The sequence below is a fragment of the Megalodesulfovibrio paquesii genome, assembly GCF_054653055.1.
Window position 1 is genome coordinate 46,605 of the sequence record NZ_BAAIGQ010000009.1, and the last position, 21,603, is coordinate 68,207.

Below are 21,603 nucleotides of genomic sequence, written 5' to 3' on the forward strand. Positions count from 1 at the left end.
GGTATTTTTTTGCTGCCAGATCGATCGACGTCGTCTTGGCGGCCGGCGGATTCATGACATTTTGTTTCATTATTTTAGGCTATTAAGTTTTCAAGGACCACTAAAACCCGAATCAAGGATGTGTAGGAACATTTTGAAATAATTTTGGTGTGTTACTCCACGAAGGACCTGTAAATACCGAACCATTTCCGCCCAGGCGGCGTCTTCAGCCAGACAGGGCGGCTTTGGCGCTCTTGCGGGACGGTGCGCGGACGTGGACAATCTTCACCAGGGCCGAGCCGCGTTTGCGGGAGAAGCCGCTGTCATCGGTAAAGAGTCCTTCCTCCCGGCCTTCCTTGATGGCGTGCTGCAGTTGTTTGCGGAGGTATTTTTCCCCTTTTTCCAGGGGCATCTGGAGCAGGGCGGTCAGGGTCAGGAAGTTGCCCTGGTAGGTCATGTCCGTATGGGACTGCAGGTAGGTGAGCAGCGCGCGCGTCAAGGCCCCCTTGACCCGGAACCTCTCCTGCAGGTTGATGAAGGAGAAGTTGTTGGCCTTGGTCATTTCCAGGAAATACGGGTCCAGCACGATGTCCAGGTACTTGGCGCATTCGGCGTCGGCGTCTTCCTTTTCGCTTTCCCCGGCGGCGTGCAGGATGATGGAACTGAGGGACCACTTCCCCTTCTTGGTGGTCAGCTCCAGCACGGCCAGTTTGAGGAGCTTCAGGCGTTCCTTGAGGCTTTTGTAGTCCGCGCGGCTGGGTTTCTTCACGCCCATCATCTTGAAGAGGGGCAGGGCAGGGCCGGCATACCGGTAGGTGGTGTGCGCGGGGAGGCCTTCCTTTTCGGAGGCCCGGCGGCCCAGGTCCATGAGGGCCAGCAAGGCCAGGAGCACATCTTCCTCGTAGGTGGAGAGCTTGGGGCCGGTGTAGGTCAGGGTGCCAAAGCTGGACTTGTGGATCAGCTCGTTGCGCAGCAGCTTGCGGTCGGCCATTTCCTCCTTGCTCATGGGATAAAATGGCCGGGTGCGGCAAAGGTCCGTGGGCATGGGAGCGAGCAGGTTGCATTGCTCGATTTCCACCGGCCCCTTGCCGCGGGGCAGGATGGCCTGGCGGGCGGCCTTGCCCTGCCTGGCCAGGGATTCTTCGAGCGGGGCCTGCATCAGCGCGGGGGCCTGGGCTTGCCTGAGGCCGTCTTCCCAAAGGGCTAGGTGGTGGATGCCCAGCCGGCGGGCCGTGCGCACCACATGTTCGGGCACCAGCCGGCCGTGGGCTTGCTCCAGGCGGGCAATTTCGATGCTGATGGGATCATCCACCAGATCCGGCTCCAGGACTGTGGGCGCAGCCCCGGACCCCGGCGCCTCCGGTTGCAAGACCTCGACTTCGCGGATAGGCTTGGACTGCTGGCCAGACATGGACGATCCTCGCATGGGTTTGGAACTCCATACTACGCAGAGACGTCGCCGTCATCAACGAAAAAAATCGCTACAAAAATGAAGCACAAGTGTGGACGCAAGGCGCTCCCGGCGTCACTGAAGACGGACAAGCCGCAGAGTGTTCGGCTGACGCCTGAAGCACAGTGCGCACTGAAGTATTTACGCACGCACGCACTTACGCGGTTCAACCTGAGCGCCACGGTCAGCGAGCTGATCATTCAGCTGGCCTGCGGGCAGGGGTTCCGGGGCAGTTCCACGTACGCCGAATTTGAGGCCGAGCAACAGCGTGCCCTTGCGCAAGAGGACCGGGTCGAGCCAGTGGGGCAGGAAGAAGGGGAGGGCGGCGGCGCGGGGTAGGGATATTTCGCAAATGAGTGTTTGAGTAAGTGCGCAAAAACTTGCGCAACTGGGTACCTATTTAGAATAACAAAAAGTTGTTGCAGCTTATTTTTTCCGCATTGGATTCGGTCCGCCTCAGGACCAGCCTGCCGGCAACTGCGCACCACGCCCAAAATTATCGTCACAAGACGCGCCTGCAGGAACCGAATCCCGCGGGCGCGTCTTGCCGTGTGCGTGCTGGGCATCACGGCGGCCGACTAGGCAAGATTTTCAGTTAAGCGCTTGTAAAGATAGTTAACGCATTGATTTTTGGGGAAGAGTCAGAATGGACTGAAGATTGCTTCATGCCTGGAGACTGGGAGCTTCTTTCCTACCGGGACAGACCCCGGGCAGGCGATGCGGTGGCAGCCCCGAGTGAAAAGCCGGCCGGCCCCTGCCGGCACCCGCAGCCGCCGAGGACGCGCAAGGCAGAAGGGAACACCCTTCGCTGCGCAAGGACTCACCTGAACCACACGGAGCCCGATCCATGGCCATCACTTCCATTCTTTCCTACACCCCCGAAGCGATCTCGGAAATGTCCACGGTAGCGCTCAGAAGCGTGCGCGCCACGGAATTCGGGGCCTTGTTGGAAGAACAGGTCGAAGCCCTGAGCACCACCCAGATGGCCGCGCTGACCGTGGCGCAGGTACGCTCGTTTACCGTGGATCAGCTCGCCTATTTCAGTGCCGATCAGTTTTCCGCCTTCTCCAAAAGCCAGGTGGCCGCGTTCACCGCCGAGGAAATCGCCTCCCTGACTACCACGCAGCTGGCCGGGCTTTCCAGCACGGATATCGGCGAACTGACCAAGGCGCAGATTTCCCAACTCACCGAAACCCAGCTGGCTGCCCTGACCACCACGCAAATGAGCGGCCTTAGCGCCTCCCAGCTGGGAGGATTGACGGCCACGCAGGTTGGCTGGCTGAGCGAAACGCAACTCGCCAGCCTTACCTCAACCCAGCTCACCGGGCTGGCCGTCTGGGCGATGAGCACATCGCAGCTGGCCACGCTGAGTGCGGAACAGTTGTCCGGCCTGTCTGCCGCGCAGATGAAGGTCCTGCGGGATACGCAGATCGAAACGCTTACCGAAACCCAGCTTGCCGGCCTCTCGGGGACGCAGCTTGCTGCGTTGACCGCGACGAACATCCAGACCCTGTCCACCACCCAGCTTGCGTCCCTGTCCACCACGCAGCTGAAGAGTCTGGGTGGAGTCTGGTTTAGCGCCCTGACCATGGATCAGTTCGCCGCGCTTTCCAGCGAGCAACTGGCCGTGTTGTCCAGCACGCAATGCAGGAGCCTGAACGCCACGGATATCAATGAACTGACCCTGACCTCCCTGGCGGCCCTGTCTGCCACGCAGTTGGGAGCCTTGTCTGCTGCGGCCATCAGAGGCCTGAGCGAAGAGCAGATCGCCGCGTTGAGCACCACCCAGCTGCAGGGCCTGCCGGCCACAAGTCTTGGTGCCCTCACCAGCACGCAGCTGGCCGTGCTGAGTGCCGAGCAGCTGGCGGCCCTGACCCCCACCTCCCTGGCCGGCCTGTCTGCCGCCAACCTGGGTTCGCTCTCGCAAACGCAGTTGTCCCAGCTTTCGGAAACCCAGCTTAGGGCCTTGGCCGTCACGCAGCTGCGGGGCCTGACGCAGGATCAGATCCCCGGCCTGACCACCACCCTGCTGGCGGCCATGTCTTCCACGCAGCTCGGGGCCCTGAGCATGACCGCCATCGCCGCCCTGAGCACGGAGCAGCTTGCCTCCCTCACCACCACCCAGCTCCGCGGCCTGAGCGGGACGGCAATCAGCACCCTGAGCATGGAGCAGTTCAACGCCCTGAGCACGGAACAGATCGCCTCCCTCACCACCACGCAGCTGGCGCGTCTGAACAGCACGGATGTGAGCGAGCTTTCGGTCACGGAGCTGGCGGCCCTGTCCCCCACCCAGCTGGCTTCCCTGACCCCGGCTGCCGTGAAAGGGCTCAGTGAAGAGCATATCGCCTCCTTGACGGAAGCCCAGATTGGCGCCTTGAGCAGTTCCATGCTGAGCGCCCTTGCCGAAACGCAGCTGGCCGCCCTGAGCACCACGCAGTTGGCCGCCCTGACCACCACGGCCCTGCGCGGGCTGACTGCCAGCCAGTTCTCTTCCCTTGCCGATACGCAGATTCAGGCCCTTTCAACCCGGCAGCTGGCCGTATTCAGCGCGGCGCAGCTCAAGGGGCTGACCGGGGATCAGGTGGCGGTGCTGAGTCAGGAGCAATTCAGCTCGCTGACCTCCACGCAGCTGGCCGGGTTGTCCATGACGGCCATCGAAGCCCTGAATGCAACGCAGCTTGCCTCCCTGTCCACGTCCCAGCTCCGGGGGTTGAGTGGTACGGCGCTCAGCCAGCTGAGCATGGAACAATTCAGCTGGCTGAGCGCGTCCCAGCTGGCCGCCCTGTCGGCAACCCAGCTCCGGAGTCTGACAGCCACGGACCTGAGCGAACTCACACTGACCAGCCTGGCCGCCCTGGCGTCGACCCAGATCGCCGCCCTTTCCGCCACGGCCATCAAGGGCATGACGGAAGAACAGCTGGCCGCCCTGAGCACCACCCAGGTGCAGGGGCTCAGCAACGTGGCCATGGCCGTCATGGTGGATACCCAGCTGGCAGCCCTCACGCCCAGTCAGATTGCCATTCTGACCAACACGGCCTTGTCCGGGCTTTCCTCCAGCCAGGTCGCCATGCTCAGCGCCGAGCAGTTGCAGGCCTTCACCACCAGCCAGATTGCCCGCCTGACCCAGACGCAGATCAAAGGCCTGACCGGCGAACAGCTGGCAGCCCTCAGCACCAGCCAAGTGGCCCGGCTTGCGGCCACGCAGCTTGGCGCCCTTTCCGCCACGGCGGTGGATTCGCTTTCCGCAGAGCAACTGGCCGTGCTCACCGCGGCCCAGATTCGTGGCCTGAGCGGCAGCGGCATCAGCGCGTTCACCTCCACCCAGATGGCCACCCTGACCACCACCCAGCTGGCTGCCCTGACCACCACCCAGCTGCGTAGTCTGACCAGCGAGGATGTGAGCGAATTAAGCGTGACGGAACTGGCCGTGCTGGCCTCCACGCAGCTGGCCGCGCTGACTCCCGCGGCTATCAAAGGCCTGCGGGAAGACCAGCTGGCCAGCCTGACCGCCCTGCAGCTCATGGGCCTGGGCAGTGCTGCCGTCGCGGCGCTGGAAGACACGCAGCTGGCCGCCCTCTCCCCGGCGCAGGTGGCTGCCCTGAGCACCACGGCCATCACCGGGCTGAACACCACCCAGATGGGTGCGCTTTCCCCGGCGCAGGTGGCTGCCCTGGCCACCACACAGATTTCCGCCCTGCGCACGTATCAGGTGAACGCCCTGAACGATACGCAGCTGGCCAGCATGACCACCACGCAGATTGCCCGGCTGTCAGGAACGCAGATTGGCGCCCTGAATGCCGAGGCTGTGGATTCCCTCACCGCGGACCAGCTCGCCACGCTCACGGCAGCGCGCATCCGGAGCCTGAGCAGTGGCAGTGTGAGTGCGCTCACCTCCACCCAAATGGCCACGCTGACCACCACGCAGCTGGCCGCCCTCACCACCGGGCAGCTCAAGGGCCTGACCAGCACCGATGTGAGCGAAATGACGGCCACGGAACTGGCGACCCTCTCTTCCACGCAGCTGGCCGCCATTCCTGCCAGCGCAATGGAAGGACTGAGCGCCACGCAGCTGGCCGGGCTGAGCGCCACGCAGCTTCGCGGGCTGAGCGGGGAGGCCCTGGCGGTGCTGAATGAAACACAGCTGGCCGTGCTGACCCCGACGCAGATTGCCTCCCTGAGCACCTCGGCCGTTGCCGGGCTGACCTCCACCCAGGTGGCCGCTCTGAGCACGGAGCAGCTGGCCGCCCTGGCGGTCACGCAAATCTCCGTCCTGAATTCCACCCAGCTTAATGCCCTGAATGATACGCAGCTGGCCAGCCTGGCCACCACGCAGATCGCCCGCATGACCTCTTCCCAGCTCAGCGCGCTGAACTCCACCGCCGTGGATGCCCTGACCGCCGCCCAGCTGGCTGTGCTCAGCGCGACGCAGATCCGCGGCCTGAGCAGTGATGGCGTCAGCGCCCTGACCTCCACGCAAATGGCCAGCCTGACCTCCACCCAGCTGGCCGCCCTCACGTCCAGCCAGATTCAGGGCCTGAACAGCACCGACGTAAGCGAATTGACAGCCACGGAACTGGCCGCCCTGAGCTCCTCGCAGATTGCCGCCATTCCGGCCAGCTCCCTGGAAGGACTGAGCCCGGCGCAGATTGCGGCCCTTTCTCCCTCGCAGCTCAGGGGGCTGGGCAGCACGGCCCTGGCCACGCTCTCGGGCGTGCAACTGGCCGCGCTCTCCACGGCCCAGCTGGCCGCGCTGACCTCCACCGCCCTGGCCGGGCTGACCTCCACGCAGGTCTCCATGCTCACGGCCACGCAGGTGGCCTCCCTGAGCCAGACCCAGCTGACGGCTCTCTCGGCCACGGCCGTTGCGGGCCTGACCGAAGGCCAGCTGGCCGCCCTTTCCAGCTCGCAGTTGAACGCCCTGAAGGCGGCCCAACTGGGCGGCCTGACCACCACACAGATTGCCGGCCTGGATGAAACCCAGCTGGCCGCCCTGACCACCACGGCCATTGCCGGCCTGGGCAGCACGCAGATTGCCGCCCTCTCGCTGACCCAGCTGGCCGCCCTGACCACCAGTCAGATTGCCGCCCTCTCGGCCACGGCCATCGCCGGCCTGACCACCAGCCAGGTGGCCGCGCTCTCCACGTCCCAGGTGGCTGCCCTGACAGCCACGGAACTGGCCGCCCTGAATGATGAACAGCTCGAAATGCTGACCGAAACCCAGCTTGCCCGGCTGAGTTCCACGCAGCTCAAGGCCCTTTCGTCCACGCAACTTGGCTACCTGACCCCGACGCAGCTGCAGGCCCTTTCGTCCACCCAGCTTGGCGCCTTGCAGTCCAGCACCCTGGCCGGGTTGACCTCCACCCAGGCCGCGGCCCTGGGCACGTCGCAGCTGGCCGCCCTCACGGCCACCCAGCTGGCTTCCTTGAGCGCCCAGGCCATTGGCGGGCTGACGGCCACGGCCATTGCCGCTCTGAGCACCCAGCAGATTGCCGGCCTGAACGCCACCCAGTTTGGCGCGCTCTCTTCCACCCAGCTGGCCGCCCTGAGCAGCACGCAGATGACCGCCCTGACGGCCACCGAGCTGGGCGCGCTCAAGAGCACCCAGGCGGCAGCCCTGACGTCCACGCAAATCGCCGCGCTCTCCACCACCCAGCTTGGCGCGCTCTCCACCGACGCGGTCACCGGTCTGACGGCCACCAGCCTGCAGGGGCTGAACGCCACGCAAATCGCCGCCCTGACCACCGCGGGCATGGGTTCCCTGACGTCCACGCAGGTTGCGGCCATGGCCGACACTCAGCTGGCCGCCCTCTCGGCGCGGCAGATTGCCGCCCTGAGCACCTCGGCCGTGCAGGGGTTGACGCCCTCGCAACTGGCGGCCCTGACCACTACGCAACTGACGGCCCTGACGGCCACCCAGATTGGCGCCCTCTCCTCCACGCAGCTGGCGGCCCTGACGCCCACGCAGGTCGGTACGCTGACCACGGCCGAGATCGGCGGGTTGACGTCCACCCAGCTGGCGAGCCTCTCCACCACCCAGCTTGGCGCGCTCTCTTCCACGCAGATAGCGGCCCTGACCACCACAGCCGTGAAGGGGCTGACGGCCACCCAGCTGGCCGCCCTTTCCTCCACGCAATTCGCGGCTCTCACCGCCACGGAGCTTGGCGCCCTGACCACCACCCAGATTCACCAGCTGGATGCCACGCGCATTGCCAGCCTGACCACCACCCAGCTGGCCGGCCTGACGTCCACCCAGGCCGGCGCGCTCACCGCGGCGCAGATGGCGGCCCTGAGCTCCAGGCAGCTGGCAAACCTGACGCCGACCCAGCTGGGCGGGCTGGCCACCACGCAGATGGCCGCCCTCTCCACCACCCAGTTGAGTTCACTTTCCACCGCGCAGATTGCCGGCCTCTCGGCCACAGGCGTGGATTCTTTGAGTGTGACCCAGCTGGCCGCGCTCTCAAGCGCCCAGGTGGCGGCCCTCTCGGCCACGGGTGTTGCCGGGCTCAACGCCACGCAGATTGAAGCCCTGACCGAAACCCAGCTGGCCGCCCTGAGCACCTCGCAAATCAAGGCTCTTTCCACCACCACCCTGGCCGGCCTGACCGCGGAAACCTTCGACGCCTTCTCCACCACGCAGCTGGCGGCCCTCTCCGCCGCGGGCATGGCCGCCCTGAGCACCTCGGTCATCGCCTCGTTGTCCACCACTCAGCTGCAGGCCCTGACCTCCACGGAACTTGGCGGCATGACCTCCTCCCAGGTGGCGGCCCTCACGACCACGCAGCTGGAGGCCTTGAGCACCACGCAGATCGCGGCCCTCTCGGCCACGGGCATTCGAGGCTTTACCGGCGGGCAGATCGCCAGCCTTTCCACCACCCAGCTGGCGGCCCTCTCGTCCTCGGAGCTGGCGGCCCTCTCGTCCAACGCCGTCTCCGGGCTGACCACCACCCAGCTGGATGCGCTCACGGAAGAGCAGTTCCAAAGCCTCTCGGCCACGGGCATTTCCGGCCTGACTGCCACGCAGCTGCACAGCCTCACTACCACGCAGATCGGCATGTTGACCCCCACGGGCATCAGGGGCCTGACCGGTGCACAGGTGGAAGCCCTCTCGGAAACCCAGCTGGACGCCCTGACCTCCACCCAGCTCGGCGGCATGTCCACCACCGGCCTGGCCGGCCTGACCGGCTCGCAGCTGGCCGGCCTGACCACCACGCAGATTGCCGGCCTCTCCTCCACGCAGATCGGGGCCCTGTCCACCTCGGCCATCAGTTCCATGACCACCACGCAGATCGAGGCCCTGACCACCACGCAGATCAACGGGCTGGTGCGCATGCAGTTGCGGGCGCTGACATCCGAGCAGACCGCCGCGCTCTCCACCACCCAGATTGCGGCCCTGAGCGCCACGCAGGTTTCCAACCTGACCGGCACCACCCTGCAGGGCCTGGCCCCCACGCAGCTTGAGGCCCTCTCCTCCACGCAGATTGGCGCCCTCACCGTGACGCAGCTTGGCTCCATGACCGAAACGCAAATCGCCTCGCTCTCCCCGGTGCAACTTGACGGGCTGACCACCACCACCATCGCCGGGCTGACCACCACCACCATCGCATATCTGACCCCCACGGCCATTGAATCCCTGAACGCCACGCAGCTGGATGCGTTTACAGCCACGCAGATTGCCAGTATGACACCGGAACAACTGGCCGCCCTGACCATTGCGTTGACCTGATGGCAACCATATGACCATGGTGCGGAGGCTACAACAGTCGAATGATCAACCGACACAGTCCCCGGTGACGTGCATGAGGACAATGCGACATGGGCAATGACATCCTGTCTCCCGCGGTGATTCAGTCGATGGTGGGCACACTCAGTGTGCCGGATCTTATCAAGACAACGGAGGTCCTGAAGCAAAGCGGGCAGGCGGCATCTGTGGAGGCGGCCTACGCGGCCTGGATTGGCCGTAACCCGAACGACCCCTTGCTTTACGCGGTGCTCTTCAATTATTCCGTCGTCCTTTCCGACGCCGGCAAGCTCGGCCCGGCCCAGGAAGTGCTGGAACGCGCCATCGCGCTGAACCCGGAATTCATCCCGGCATACATCAACCTCGGCCGGGTGCATGAGCGCCTGGGCAAGGTGGCCCTGGCCGTGGTGCAGTGGTCCGCAGCCCTGACCAGGATGGCCGCCATCAATGGCACGGCCATTCACCACAAAACCACGGCCCTGAACCAGACCGCCCGCACCCTGGAGGCCGCCAATCAGGATGAGCCCGCGGAAACCATGCTGCGCGAAAGCCTGGAGCTGGATTGCCAGCAGCGCGAGGTCATTCAGCATCTGGTGGCCCTGCGGCAGCGCCAGTGCGAATGGCCGGTGCTGCTGCCCTCGGAACGCGTTTCCCGCGGGGTGCTGGTGGAGGGCATGTCCCCCCTGTCCGCTGCAGCCTACACGGATGACCCGCTCTTCCAGCTGGCCCTGAGCGACCGGTACAACAAGCAGGACGTCGGCCAGCCCGAAGAGCTGATCACCGCCTGGCCCAAGGCCCAGGAGCGCCTGCAAGCGGACGCTGGCGGCCCCCTGCGCATCGGCTACCTGTCGTCAGACCTGCGCGAGCACGCCGTGGGTTATCTGATGGCTGAAGTCCTCGGCCTGCATGATCGGTCCAAGGTCGAGGTCTTTGCCTATTACTGTGGGATTCTTGCCGATGATCCCCTGCAGGCGCACTTCCGGTCCACGGTCGATCACTGGGTGCCCATCAACCAGATGGACGATGCCGCTGCCGCCCGCCGCATGGTCGAGGATGGCATTCACATCCTGGTGGATCTCAACGGCTACACCCGCGACGCCCGCCTGAAGCTCGTGGCCCGCCGCCCTGCGCCCATCATCGTCAACTGGCTAGGCTACCCCGGCACCATGGCCAGCCCGTACCATCACTACCTCATTGCGGATGATTGGATCATCCCGGAATCGCACGAAATATACTACTCTGAAAAAATCCTGCGCCTGCCCTGCTACCAGCCCAGCAACCGCAACCGGACCCTGGCCCCCACCCGGCCCGGCCGCGCCGAGCTGGGCCTGCCGGAAGAAGGCATGGTCTACTGCTGCTTCAACGGTACGCACAAGCTGAACCGCTTTACCGTGGACCGCTGGCTGCAGATTCTGGCCAGCGTGCCCGGCAGCGTGCTCTGGCTGCTCAGCGGCGCGGAAACCACCAACAAGCGCCTCCAGGAGTACGCCGCCCAGCGCGGCATTGCCCCGGAACGATTGGTGTTTGCGGAAAAAGTCCCCAACCCCGCCCACCTCGTGCGCTATGAGCTGGCGGATCTCTTCCTGGATACCACGCCCTACGGCGCACATACCACGGCCTCCGACGCCCTGTGGATGGGCGTGCCCGTGCTCACCTTCAGCGGCCGTTCCTTTGCCTCCCGCGTCTGCGGCAGCCTGGTGCGGGCCGCGGGCCTGCCGGAAATGGTCTGCGAGTCGGCCGAGGAATACGTCCAGCGGGCCATCGCCTATGGCCAGGACCCGGCCTCACTGGCGCCCATCCGCGAAACCCTGCGGGCAGGGCGCGGGGGCTGCACGCTCTTCGACATGCCCGGCCTGGTCCGCTCCCTGGAGGATCTCTACGCCGGCATGTGGCAGGACTATGCCCAGGGCGCCTTGCCCCGGCCGGATCTCGCCAACCTGGACGCCTACCTGGAAGTGGGCAGTCAGGTGAACCACGAAGACATCGAAATCCAATGCCTCCCGGACTACCATGACTGGTGGACGCAGCAGCTGGCCCGGCGGCATCAATACCGCCCCCTGGCTCATGACAGCCGACTGGTGGCCGATCCGCAACGCTTCCCTTAGCATGCCGGAGTTTCGCAGCCATCCATGATGTTGCGGGCGGGGGATATCTTGCAATATCCCCCGCCCGGTTATTTTAGGGCGCCTACCGGTACAAGACGAACCCGCCCGGCGGGACGGTGATGGAGATGGCCGAGCCGTTGCGGGCGGCCACCGTGGCCGCGCTGCCGACTTGCGCTGGATTGGTTGAATACAGGCAATGCATGCTGCTGCCGGGATGGTGCAGGTGGGCATCCACCGTGGCCCAGACGGTTTTGGAGGCGGTAACGTCGGTATTGACGGCGCACAGCAGTTCTTCATTGTTGAACAGGCGCGACCAGGCAACGACGAATCGCAGCGCCCCGGCCACCATTTCCGGATAAAAGAACGAAACCCCATCTTCGGACAGCTCGCGGAGATACTGCCGCCCCCGCCGCAGCGCAAGATGCTGCCTGCGCAGGGCGCACAGTTCGGCAATACGCTGATAATGCGGTGACTGTTCGTCGAAGAAGTGCGCATTGGTGCTTTGGAACGAACCAAACGGCCCGCCGAACATGCACTCGCGCAAAAAGACGTCGCCGTAGTCGTGGTCTTGACCGGCCCGGGGATCGGCGCCGTTGAAGGCCTGCTCCGTGCCATAATAGATGCAGGGGATGCCCATGGAGGTCAGGTTTATGGCCAGCGCCACGTCCAGGCAGGCTTCGCTGTCCGGATGTTCGCCGCAAAAGCGGTATTTGCGGGCGGCGACCACCTGATCATGATCGTCAAACATGGTCACCACATGCCGGCCAAACCACTGGTGCGTTGCCTTGCCTTCGTCCAGACTGTTGCGGAACAGGTCAAAGTATCCTTCCTGTTCGGGTGTCGTGGGATTGCCGGGATTGCGCCAGCCTTTGGCCAGGTATTCCAGTTTGTCCTGAATGTCATCAATGCCCAGTGCGGCGTTGAGCCCGGCATAGTTGACCATGTTCACGGCCCGCTCCCTGCCGCCGGTCACCTCGCCGATGAGGTAGAAGTTCTCCTTGCCCAGGCTTTTGGTGAACTCGTTGAGCACATTGGCAAAATAACGCATGGCTCCGGGTTCGAGGTGTTTGACCGTATCCACGCGGAACCCATCCACATCGGCATAGGCAATCCAGAATTTGAAGACCTCGGCCAGATGCACCAGGGTTGGCGCAAGGCGGAATGCCTGGATACGGCGGAGCAGATCCCACTCCAGCCCTGCATCCCGGAGCCCGTCCCCATGGTGCAGGTCCTTCAGGGAGCAGAAGTCACCGTCGAGATATTGCGGGAAGCTGTCCCAGTTCTGGATGGCGCCGTGCCGGGTCCAGGCCTCCTGGATCTGGAATTCAGCCGGCCACACCGCCTGCCCGGGCCAGGCCTTGGGGTGCGCGGCCAGATCCACCGGCCCGAAGGGGAGCGAGCCCGGATCTCCCGCAGCCGAGCGGAAGCCCTGCACGGGAAACTGTTGCCCGTGGCAATACTGATAGGCTGCGTTGTGGGGGTAGGCGAACACATCGCCGGCATGGTTGAAAATGATGTCAAGAATGACGCGCAGGCCCTGGGCGTGGGCGCCCTCCACCAGTTCCCTGAGCTCCTCCCGGGTGCCGAAATGGGGGTCCACGTCCAGGAAGTTCTGGATGCCGTAGCCATGGTAGTCCTGACTGTCCGTGACTTGCCGGAACACGGGACTGAGCCAGACTGCCGTGACGCCCAGGCGTTGCAGGTAGCCCAGTTTGTCTTTGAGGCCGGCCAGGGTGCCGCCGCACCAACGTTGCCCGGCGCTGAACCAGTCATTCCAGGCGGCGGTTCCGGCATGGGTGGCGCGGTTGAACAGGGGCGTGGAGCGCCCGCCGGCCGGTCCCGCAACAGGCGTCCCGGCGGCGTCCTTGAAGCCGCCGTATTCCTTGCCGTCGGAGAATCGATCCAGCAACAGGAAGTAGAGGATTTCGTCATCCCAGGAAGCGGGGGAAGGGTGGTAGGTGCGCCCGGTGGTGAGCTGACTCCAGTTGATTTCCGATAATCTCTGTTCAATGGACATGTTCAATTCCTCTGGTGTGGCGTGAGGCAATGAAAAGCGGAGGCGCGGGGCCTTCGCCAGGAGAACATGCGCAAGGTGGTCTCGCGATGCGGGCAGCCAGTGCTGCTGGGTGCAACGTGTACAACTGATTCAGAAAAGGCAAATTTCTGATATTGTGCTTTTTGTAAATACATGAAGCCTGAATAAATGTCATCGCGGCATAAGCCAGCACATGGAGGCAGAAACACCATGCGGCATGCTGCACGCGCGGAAGTGGAAAAGCCCCTTGCCCTCAGCTGAGGGCAAGGGGCCTGCAAGGCAATTCATGTGGTTGCGTCCGCGTCCCCTTCCAGGTGTGCCAGCCGCGGGGGAGATGTTCCCCCCGGAGGCCCTCCCCTGTCGGGCGCGCAGCCTCTCCGCGGCAGATTATTGCCCGGCCCGCGCAGCCTCATCCCGCCTCATCTGGCGCAGGGGAAACCGCCGTGGCATTGTCGGGGGCTGGCGGGGAAGGCGCCTCGTCCGGCGGCGGCGCCGTGGCGTTAGCCTCTCCGGCCGGCAGGACCGTGACCGTGGAGAGCACGCCCAGAGCCTGGATCTCGGGATCGTACATGGCCTCGGCCTGCACGGGCGGGGCCAGGAATTCACCCGGCGTCACGGCCCGCAGCACTGAATACGAGTGGACCCATTCATCATATTGCATATCCAGGACGGTGACGATGCGGTCATCCCGGATATCCTGGTAGGCCGCGGGGGCGGCCTTTTCCACCCAGGACAGGCGTTCCGAGCTGGCCAGACGCGGATTTTCCACCTCCAGCCCGGCGGGCAGCAGGTTGTTGACGACCACGTTTTCCACATCCGACCATCCCCGCAACGCGGTGTGCATGACAACCACATCCCCCTGGGTGAGGCCATGCATGGCCACGGGCTCGCCGCTGCGGCTCAGGAATTCGCGCCGGACCTCCAGCCCCTTGGCCAGGGGGGTGTGCGAGGCCGGAACCGGCGTGCCACGCGTGATGACGGTATAAAAGAACGCCGTGCCGTTGCCCTTGGGCGTGGGGCCCGGATCGAGAGCGAGGGTAAGGGGCAGGTCGCTGCGGATGGCCTTGTCGCCAGCCAGGGACAGCGGTTGCTGGTCGCTGAAGGTGGCAATCTTCTCCCGACCCAGATACAGGGCTCCGGACGCCGGTTCGCCGGACTGTTGGGCATGGAAGAATGCCCCCAGGGCCAGGAAGGCGAAGCAGCTTTCCTGGGTGTTCATGTACCGGGCTCGTTCCATGTGCTGCAACAGCAGCTGCACCAGCCCGGCCACGCGGCTGTCGCCGGGAAGGGCTTCCTGCAGCACCAGCAGACGCAGGGCCAGGTTGCCGATGCTGGAATCCAGCTCGCCGCCGGTGTGGCGGTCGTAAAATGCATCTTCCCACTGGTTTTTCATCAGTTTTTCCAGGGTCTGCCGGTCCCCGGTGAGCGCATAGGCGGCGGCCAGCAGGGAGGCGCCTTCGGATTCATACTCGAAGTACCCGGTTCCCATCAGGTAATCCATGGATCCCTTGTCCGCCTTGCCGGCCTTGGCCAGGATGAAGGCGGCGTAGGCCATGGCTTTGTGGGTGAAGTCGCTGGACCGTTCCTTGAGCCCTCGGGCCAGGTAATTCAGGGCGTTGTTCAGCATCGATTCGTGGACCGTGTAGCCCGCCGCGCGCGCCTCCACCAGGAAGTGCGTGGCGCGGAGCGTGCCCCAGGGCCAGGTGCTTTGCCCTTCGGGCCACATGGCAAAGCCGCCGTCCTCAGTCTGCATGGTCGCTATCCGGTCGATGCCCTGTTGCACCATGGCCCGGGCGTTGCGGGCCTGGAACAGATCCGGCTCCAGCGCGGCGGCCAGATCGCCAAAGTACAGCAGCGGGAAGGCCTTGGAGGTGGTCTGTTCCACGCAGCCATACGGATATCCGAGCAGATACTTCAGGGCGGGGGCATGGCGCAGCATGGGCAGGCGGCTTACGTGCACCTCGCGCACCGTGGTGCCGTTGACGAACTCCCTGCCGGCCGGCGGTGGGATGACCAGGGAGCCTGCCTGAGCCCGGCTCAACCCACCGGTCTGGGCCACCCGGATTGGCGGCAGCGGGGAGCGCACGCCAAACTCGGCAGCGTCGCGCCCGGAAACAACCTGCGTGCCATTTTGCGTGGTGGCCGTGGCCGTGGCGGAGAGCAGGCCTTCGGCCTCGCCGGTGCGCAGGGTGAAGTACACCAGCCCTTCGCGGCCCTGGGGCACGGTCACGATCTGGCGGGCCTGCTCCGGCCCGGGCTCCAGGCGGGCCGGGCCATCCAGGTGCAGGGCCACTTCGAATTCGGCGTCCTGGTCCACGTCGTTGCGCACGGTGACCGGAATCTGGACTGTCTCATTAAAGGAGAGGAAGCGGGGGAAAGTGCCCGAGACGATGACCGGCTCGCGAACCTTGATGAAGGCCTCGGTCGAGCCGAACCGCTTGCCATTGGCGGCCACGGCCATGACCCGCAACGCGCCGTTGAACATGGGCACATCAATGTTCCAGGTCACCTTGCCCTGGGCATCGGCCACCAGCGGGCCGGACCAGAACCGCACCGGCTTGACCCGCCGCAGGGATTCCGAGCGCACATAGTGGCCTTCGTGGCCATTGTCGCCCCCGGCCGGGGAGCGGCCCTCGGTGGGGTCGATTTCCGGCAGGAGCATGGCGAAGGTGTCGTAGGAATCAAGCTCCAAGGCCCGTTTGGCATAGAAATGCTCAAAGGGGGCCGGCGTTTTCTGGTTGATCAGCTGGAGGATGCCTTCATCCACCACCGCCAGGGTGACCACGGCAAAGGGATCGGTCACGGCCTCGACAGTCAGGCCCTGTTGCGGCCGCGTGATCTCGGGCGTGGTCAGGGTGATGGCCGGACGGTTGGTCTCGCGGCTCACGTTCAGGGGCGTCCATCCTGCGGCGCGGGCCACCATGCCGGGTTCGGTATCGCTGGCCTTGCGCACCAGAATCGCCCCCACATACACATTGGGGCTGTACGCTTCCGTGACGGGGAAGGACACCGTGGCCGTGTTGCCCTGCATGGCGTGCACTTGCAGGTCCAGCACCCGGCCGCGTTCAAGGGTCACCAGCAGCCGGCCTTCGCCGTCAAAGGGGGCGCGGATCTGGATGGTGGCCATGTCTCCGGGCTGGTATTCCGCCTTGTCCGGCACCAGCTCCAGGGCCGCCGGGTTACGCACGGCCCAGGGCGAATAGCCCCAGCCACCGGCATAGAACGACAGCTGGGTGGAGGCCCCGCCGGCTTCGTCCGTGAGCACCACCCGGTAATTGCCGAAATGCGGCGGCGTCCAGACAAAGCTGCCCTGACCCGAGGAGGCGTCCACTTCCAAGGTGGCGAGGGGCATGCCCTGGCGCTCTGATTCGTAGCGGAAGCTGCCCGAAGGCGTGCGGCGCATGATGGTCTGCCACTGATCCCGCACAATCACGGCCTTGAGCGCGGTGGTCGAGTTGGTCGGCGTGCCGTCCGGGTTCACCAGGACGAAATCAAAGATCATGGGCTCGCCCGGCTCCACACCGGTACGGGGGAGCTGCTTGAGCCCCACATAGCGACTGTAGGCATGCACGGTGCGCACGGCCATGGCCGCCACGCCCCGGCCCCCGAACTCCCGCACCCGGGCGGAAATCTCCGCCTGCAGCAAGGAGGGCGGATGCAGCCCGGCCGGCAGGCTGGCGCGCAGGGCCAGGCGGCCGTTGTCATCCAACTTGCCTTCCTGGTGGAAGATTTCATGCTCCTCAAACTGCAGCTCGGGATTGTTGAAGCGGTACTCAGGATAGCCCTTGGCGACGAAGGGCACGGCCCGCAGCCGCACCGTGGCCTCCGCGGGCAGGGCGCTGGCCGGAGGGCCGAAGAGGTAGCGGGCGTCCACGGCAAAGGCCAGATCCTCGCCCGGCACAGGTTCGCGTTCATCCGGCTGGACCTCGACCTTGATGCGGTCGGGCAGGAACTCTTCCACCTGATAGGAATACTCGCCCACGGTCTTGCCCCCCACCTGACAGGTGACGAGATACCTGCCCGTGGGGGCGAAGGGCGGGATATCGATATCGAACGTCGCCACGCCTCGCTCGTCGCTGCTGGTCACCATGGCCGTCAGCTCCTGGCCGCGGGGGTTCTTGTGCAGCAACTTGACGGGCATGGCCGGCGGGGCGTTCAAGTCGTCGTCGCGCAGCAGCACCACGCCGTGGGCCGTCTCGCCGGGGCGGTAGAGGTCGCGCTCCCCGTACAGATAGGCGGTGTAGCCGGCGCCGGCCACGGCCTGCCCGCCCACGTCCTGCCCGGTCTGGTCGATGCGGAACTGGTCAAAGAGCAGGAAGGAAAAATCCTCCCCCTTTTCGGCTACCAGCAGATAGGGGCGGTGCTTTTCCAGCCTGGTCTTGTCCAGGGGGGCTTTCCACAGGCCGTCCGCATCGGTCACGCCCGAGGCCAGCGGCTGATTCTGATGACTGAGCAGGGTCATTTTGACGCCGGCCAGGGGGGCGAGGCTGTCCAGGGAAGCGGCGCTGACCAGCAGTTCGTCCACGCCTTTCTTGGCCACCAGCCCGATATCGGTCATGAGCACCCAGCGCTGAGCCGACGTCCTGCGCCCATGGTAATAGCGTTCATAGTCCTCATTGCTATCGACGGCCACGCGAAACAGGCCGGTCTCTCCCTGGGCAATGAGCTCGTCCAGGGGCAGCGTGGTCATATGCTCGGCATTCTTCTCCTTGGGAAAAACAAGCTGCTTTTCCTGCAACTTATCGCCAAGATAGGAAGAAATTGGCGCCCCATCAAAGGCTGTATCCAGCAGCTCCTGTGAGTACAGGCTATAGACGAGCAGGTGCAGGTTGTTCGGGTAGACGCGATCCACGGAAAGCCGGGCGGACTCCACGTTCGTGGACTTGAGGCGCAGGGTCCGGAAGCCAGCCTTGGACAAAAAGAGCCCCTTGCCCTCAAAATCCAGGGTCGGACCGAGATCCGGCATCCGGACATCGGCCAGACGGAGCTGCGGCAGCAGGCTTCCGTCCCGCCCCCGGAGCCCCTGGGCCATGACAATGTGATACGACTGGCCGGGCTCGAACTTGCCATGCAACAACAGCATGTTATCCCAGGTGGTCACCGAAAACGGCACCGCTGGCGTGACCTCCAGGAAATCCCTGGCCGAGCCCATGTCCACCGGCGCGGAAAAGTGCAGAATGATGGAGGATTGCCCGGACTGCGCCCTGGTATCGTACGACTTGTACTCCAGGTGGGGGTCCAGCTGGACGGTCACGTCCTTCTGGTACGGCGCTTCCAGCTCCAGGGTGCCGCTTTCCTGCCGCAACCCCTGGGCCAGGGTGAAGGTGTAGCGCATCGGGGTCTTCGATTTCGGGAACGGGCCCGCCAGGAAGGGAATCCAGCTGGAAGTCCGCTGGTTTTCCTGCAGGCTGATCGGATAGGTGGCGCCTGTCTCGTCGGCAAGAGAGAACTTTTCCAGCAGCGCTTCGGGCCGTACGCTCTCGGAAAGCTGCAGATGCCCTTCCAGCATGACCTGGCTGGCGTTGCCGGGGGCTCGCTCTTCCTTGATCGACATGGCCCGCACGGTGAAGCGGTTGACGTGAAACGAGAGCGCCTCCGGGCCCTGCAGTGTCATGCCCGGCGGCAGCAACGCCACGGTATTGAAGCGGATGGTATAGAGGGTGTTGCGGTCGAAGGCCCAGCTGGGTTCAAAGCGCAGCACGTAAGGGCTGATCCAGAACCATTGTCCATCCCGGCCCGGCGAAAGCGTGACCGGCAACACCCCGCTGACAGGGCCGATCTTGTCCTGGCCGATGGGCTTGTCAAAGGCGATGAGCAGGAATCTCTGGTGTTCCCTGTCCCAGGAGACGTTGGCCACCTCCACCGGCTCGCTGGCGTTGGCTGCGCCCGTCGCATTGGTGGAATTGGTCGCATTCCCGGCCGCCTGGGCCAGGGTGGCGTTTGCGGCTGCGTCCGAGACCACCTGGCCGGACAGCCGCCACAGCCACACCGCCTGCACCACCACCACCACGGACAACACCACCAGCAGGATGTTTTTCACCGTGGATCGATACCGCTCCCCCGACACATGACTGGCCATGGCGCGCTCCCGGGCATAGGAAACAAGCAGAAAAATACGTATTCCAGGCAGGGGATACGACTTTGTCTGTAACAGGACAAGCCCGTTTGCGAAATGCCGGGCCACTGACGTGGAATTGCCATATTGATGTGTCAATTGCCCAGGCGCTGGATATTGATTTCATCTTTGCTTTCGCAATGAGCTGGCCTGCCTCCCCACGCGGACCCGCCAGGCCCGTTCCTTTCCCGGCGTATGGCAATCCGGTGTTTTTTTCCAGCATGGGGGAACTTCCCTTGACGTCTGGCAGGGGCATGATACCGTGGTAAATATCGTCCACATCATACTGAGTGCACCTGTTCACACCAGCCCGCCAGGGGGAGAGCATGCAAACCGACGCGTCCAGTTGCGCATCCGTATGGGTTGATACCGACGTCTCCATCGGGCTTGAGTATTTCCCTGGTGTATACAGGGACATCGATGACGCCCTGGCGATGATCATGCTGTTCAACAGCCCTCTGGTCACCCTGCGCGGCATAAGCGCCACCTTTGGCAATACCGAGACGAAAAAAGCCTACAAAATCGCTTGCGAGCTGGTGGAACAATTCGGCCCCAAGGGACTGCCGGTCTACATGGGTGCGGAACAGGCCATCACCAAGGACCACCTGCCCGAATCCGATGCCTCCTGGGCCATGGCCGACGCCCTGCGCCAGGCGCCCATGACCATCGTCAGCATCGGTTCGGCCACCAACGTGGCCGTGCTCATTGCCTCCCATCCCGAACTGGTGGACCGCATCCAGGGTCTGGTGGCCATGACCGGCTCGCGCAGCATGCCCGGCGAGGAATTCATCGTCGGCCCGCGGCAGCGCAAGCCGTTCAGCGCCCTGAATTTTGATGTGGATGTCGAGGCCTGGCGGATCATCCTGGCCAGCAATGTGCCCATCACCTTTGTGCCGTTTTCCCTGTGCCACAAGGTCTGGCTCACCGGGGAGGATGCCCGCTCCCTGGAGCAGACCGGCAAGAGCGGCCGTTACCTGGCCCCCCACATGCACCGCTGGGCCCGGGAATGGCGGGAACTGTACGGCAGCCCCGGCTTCAACCCCTTTGACGCCCTGGCCTCCGGCTGCCTCCTGGCGCCCGAGTTCTTTACCGGGGAGGAACTGCCCGTGGGCATCCTGGAGCCGGGGCAGGGCGGCAATACCCGGGACATCCCCTGCCTGATCGTCTCGGATTCCATGGGCAATGCCCGCCGGGCCCTGAATCTCCAGGACGTGAATCAGGGCTTCAAGCCCTATCTCCTGGAGCTGCTCAAGGGCGAGTTTACCATGAGCGCCCAAGTCCTGGCCCTTTCCCACATCAACATCGTGGTGGATGATCTGGACAAAGCCACGGAGTTTTACGGCCGCACCCTGGGTTTTCAAATGGCCTGCAATGCCGACGGTGCCATTGATTTTCCGCATTACTGCTCCCCGGCCTTTGCCAGGGACGCCGGATTCCTGGACGGCGAAGTGGATGTGGACGTACGTTTTCTGCGCCACCCTCAGGCCGGGCTCTGCCTGGAGCTCATGCGTTACCATACCCCCCAGGGATCCCAGGAGATTACCTTCCACAACACGAACGACCTTGGCGGTCCGCGTCATGTTGCGCTGGAAGTGGCGGATATCCTGGGGGTGTTTGAGCACCTCAGGAAACAGCCCGACGTGCGGATGATCAACCCCTCGCCGGCCTATGGCCCGCCTGAAAATCTTGCCCTGACGGACATCAGTTTCTTCTATTGGCTTGACCCGTACGGCGTGCAGTGGGAAATGGAGCAAGGCCGCCCGCTCGGGTTTGGCCGCGAAATCGCCGGCTGACAGGCCCACGGCATCGCAGACGGGTTCGGGGGCGAGCCGTCCAGGCCGGGAAATCCGCCAGGCATGCATATACGCCCGTCGCCAGGGAGGGGGACGGCGCGATGGAGAATACGCCCATGCTCGCTCCCGAGATTCCGGGTTATTCGCAGTGCGGCATCATTCATACTGGCCGCAAGCATCGTGTGCTCCGGGCTGTGCATGAGGCCAGCGGCGAGCTTGTTGCGCTCAAGATGCCCACCGCGCTCCTGCCCCGGGGGCGTGCCCTGGTCACGCTGGAAAAGGAATTCGAATACCTGCGTCTACTTGCTACGCCAGCTGCGCCCATCAAACCAGCCATTGCGGGCCTGCCCCAGCCCAAGGCCCTGGTGCAGACCGGTCGCACGACCAT

8 protein-coding genes are annotated in these 21,603 nt (G+C 64.5%); 5 read left to right on the plus strand and 3 right to left on the minus strand.

What is annotated here, in order from left to right; genetic code table 11:
* Positions 1–205: 205 nt before the first annotated feature.
* The gene (locus ACYQ00_RS20695) at positions 206–1,390 is read right to left on the minus strand and encodes a hypothetical protein (RefSeq protein WP_460033949.1); all 1,185 of its coding nucleotides are present in this window, start codon (positions 1,388–1,390) and stop codon (positions 206–208) included.
* Between the two features lie 78 nt (positions 1,391–1,468).
* Between ACYQ00_RS20695 and ACYQ00_RS20700 the strand changes: the two genes are divergently transcribed.
* The 3 genes from ACYQ00_RS20700 to ACYQ00_RS20710 all read left to right on the plus strand — a co-directional run bounded on the left by ACYQ00_RS20700 (position 1,469) and on the right by ACYQ00_RS20710 (position 11,272).
* A complete protein-coding gene (locus ACYQ00_RS20700) occupies positions 1,469–1,768 on the plus strand; it encodes a hypothetical protein (RefSeq protein ID WP_460033950.1) in 300 nt (99 codons plus the stop codon).
* Positions 1,769–2,276: 508 nt separating this feature from the next.
* On the plus strand, positions 2,277–9,152 hold the full coding sequence (locus ACYQ00_RS20705) for a beta strand repeat-containing protein (RefSeq protein WP_460033951.1): 6,876 nt from the start codon (positions 2,277–2,279) through the stop codon (positions 9,150–9,152).
* Between the two features lie 89 nt (positions 9,153–9,241).
* Positions 9,242–11,272, plus strand: a complete 2,031-nt coding sequence (locus ACYQ00_RS20710; protein ID WP_460033952.1) for an O-linked N-acetylglucosamine transferase, SPINDLY family protein — start codon at positions 9,242–9,244, stop codon at positions 11,270–11,272.
* A gap of 82 nt (positions 11,273–11,354) precedes the next feature.
* Here the strand turns inward: ACYQ00_RS20710 and ACYQ00_RS20715 are convergent, their stop codons facing one another.
* Complete coding sequence (locus ACYQ00_RS20715; RefSeq protein WP_460033953.1) at positions 11,355–13,289, minus strand: alpha-amylase family glycosyl hydrolase; 1,935 nt, start codon at positions 13,287–13,289, stop codon at positions 11,355–11,357.
* 427 nt (positions 13,290–13,716) lie between these two features.
* Positions 13,717–19,386 carry an alpha-2-macroglobulin family protein gene (locus tag ACYQ00_RS20720; protein WP_460033954.1) on the minus strand — a complete coding sequence of 1,890 codons (5,670 nt, stop codon included), beginning with the start codon at positions 19,384–19,386 and terminating at the stop codon, positions 13,717–13,719.
* A gap of 362 nt (positions 19,387–19,748) precedes the next feature.
* Between ACYQ00_RS20720 and ACYQ00_RS20725 the strand changes: the two genes are divergently transcribed.
* Positions 19,749–21,215, plus strand: coding sequence for a nucleoside hydrolase (locus ACYQ00_RS20725; RefSeq protein ID WP_460033955.1), 1,467 nt, complete (start codon positions 19,749–19,751; stop codon positions 21,213–21,215).
* A gap of 116 nt (positions 21,216–21,331) precedes the next feature.
* A partial coding sequence (locus ACYQ00_RS20730) for a hypothetical protein (protein ID WP_460033956.1) occupies positions 21,332–21,603 on the plus strand: 272 nt, incomplete at its 3' end.

Bases quoted from the DNA above. Each gene is read 5' to 3' on its own strand.
- ACYQ00_RS20695 (WP_460033949.1), bottom strand. From the start codon at position 1,390: ATGTCTGGCCAGCAGTCCAAGCCTATCCGCGAAGTCGAGGTCTTGCAA.
- ACYQ00_RS20700 (WP_460033950.1), top strand. From the start codon at position 1,469: ATGAAGCACAAGTGTGGACGCAAGGCGCTCCCGGCGTCACTGAAGACG.
- ACYQ00_RS20705 (WP_460033951.1), top strand. From the start codon at position 2,277: ATGGCCATCACTTCCATTCTTTCCTACACCCCCGAAGCGATCTCGGAA.
- ACYQ00_RS20710 (WP_460033952.1), top strand. From the start codon at position 9,242: ATGGGCAATGACATCCTGTCTCCCGCGGTGATTCAGTCGATGGTGGGC.
- ACYQ00_RS20715 (WP_460033953.1), bottom strand. From the start codon at position 13,289: ATGTCCATTGAACAGAGATTATCGGAAATCAACTGGAGTCAGCTCACC.
- ACYQ00_RS20720 (WP_460033954.1), bottom strand. From the start codon at position 19,386: ATGGCCAGTCATGTGTCGGGGGAGCGGTATCGATCCACGGTGAAAAAC.
- ACYQ00_RS20725 (WP_460033955.1), top strand. From the start codon at position 19,749: ATGCAAACCGACGCGTCCAGTTGCGCATCCGTATGGGTTGATACCGAC.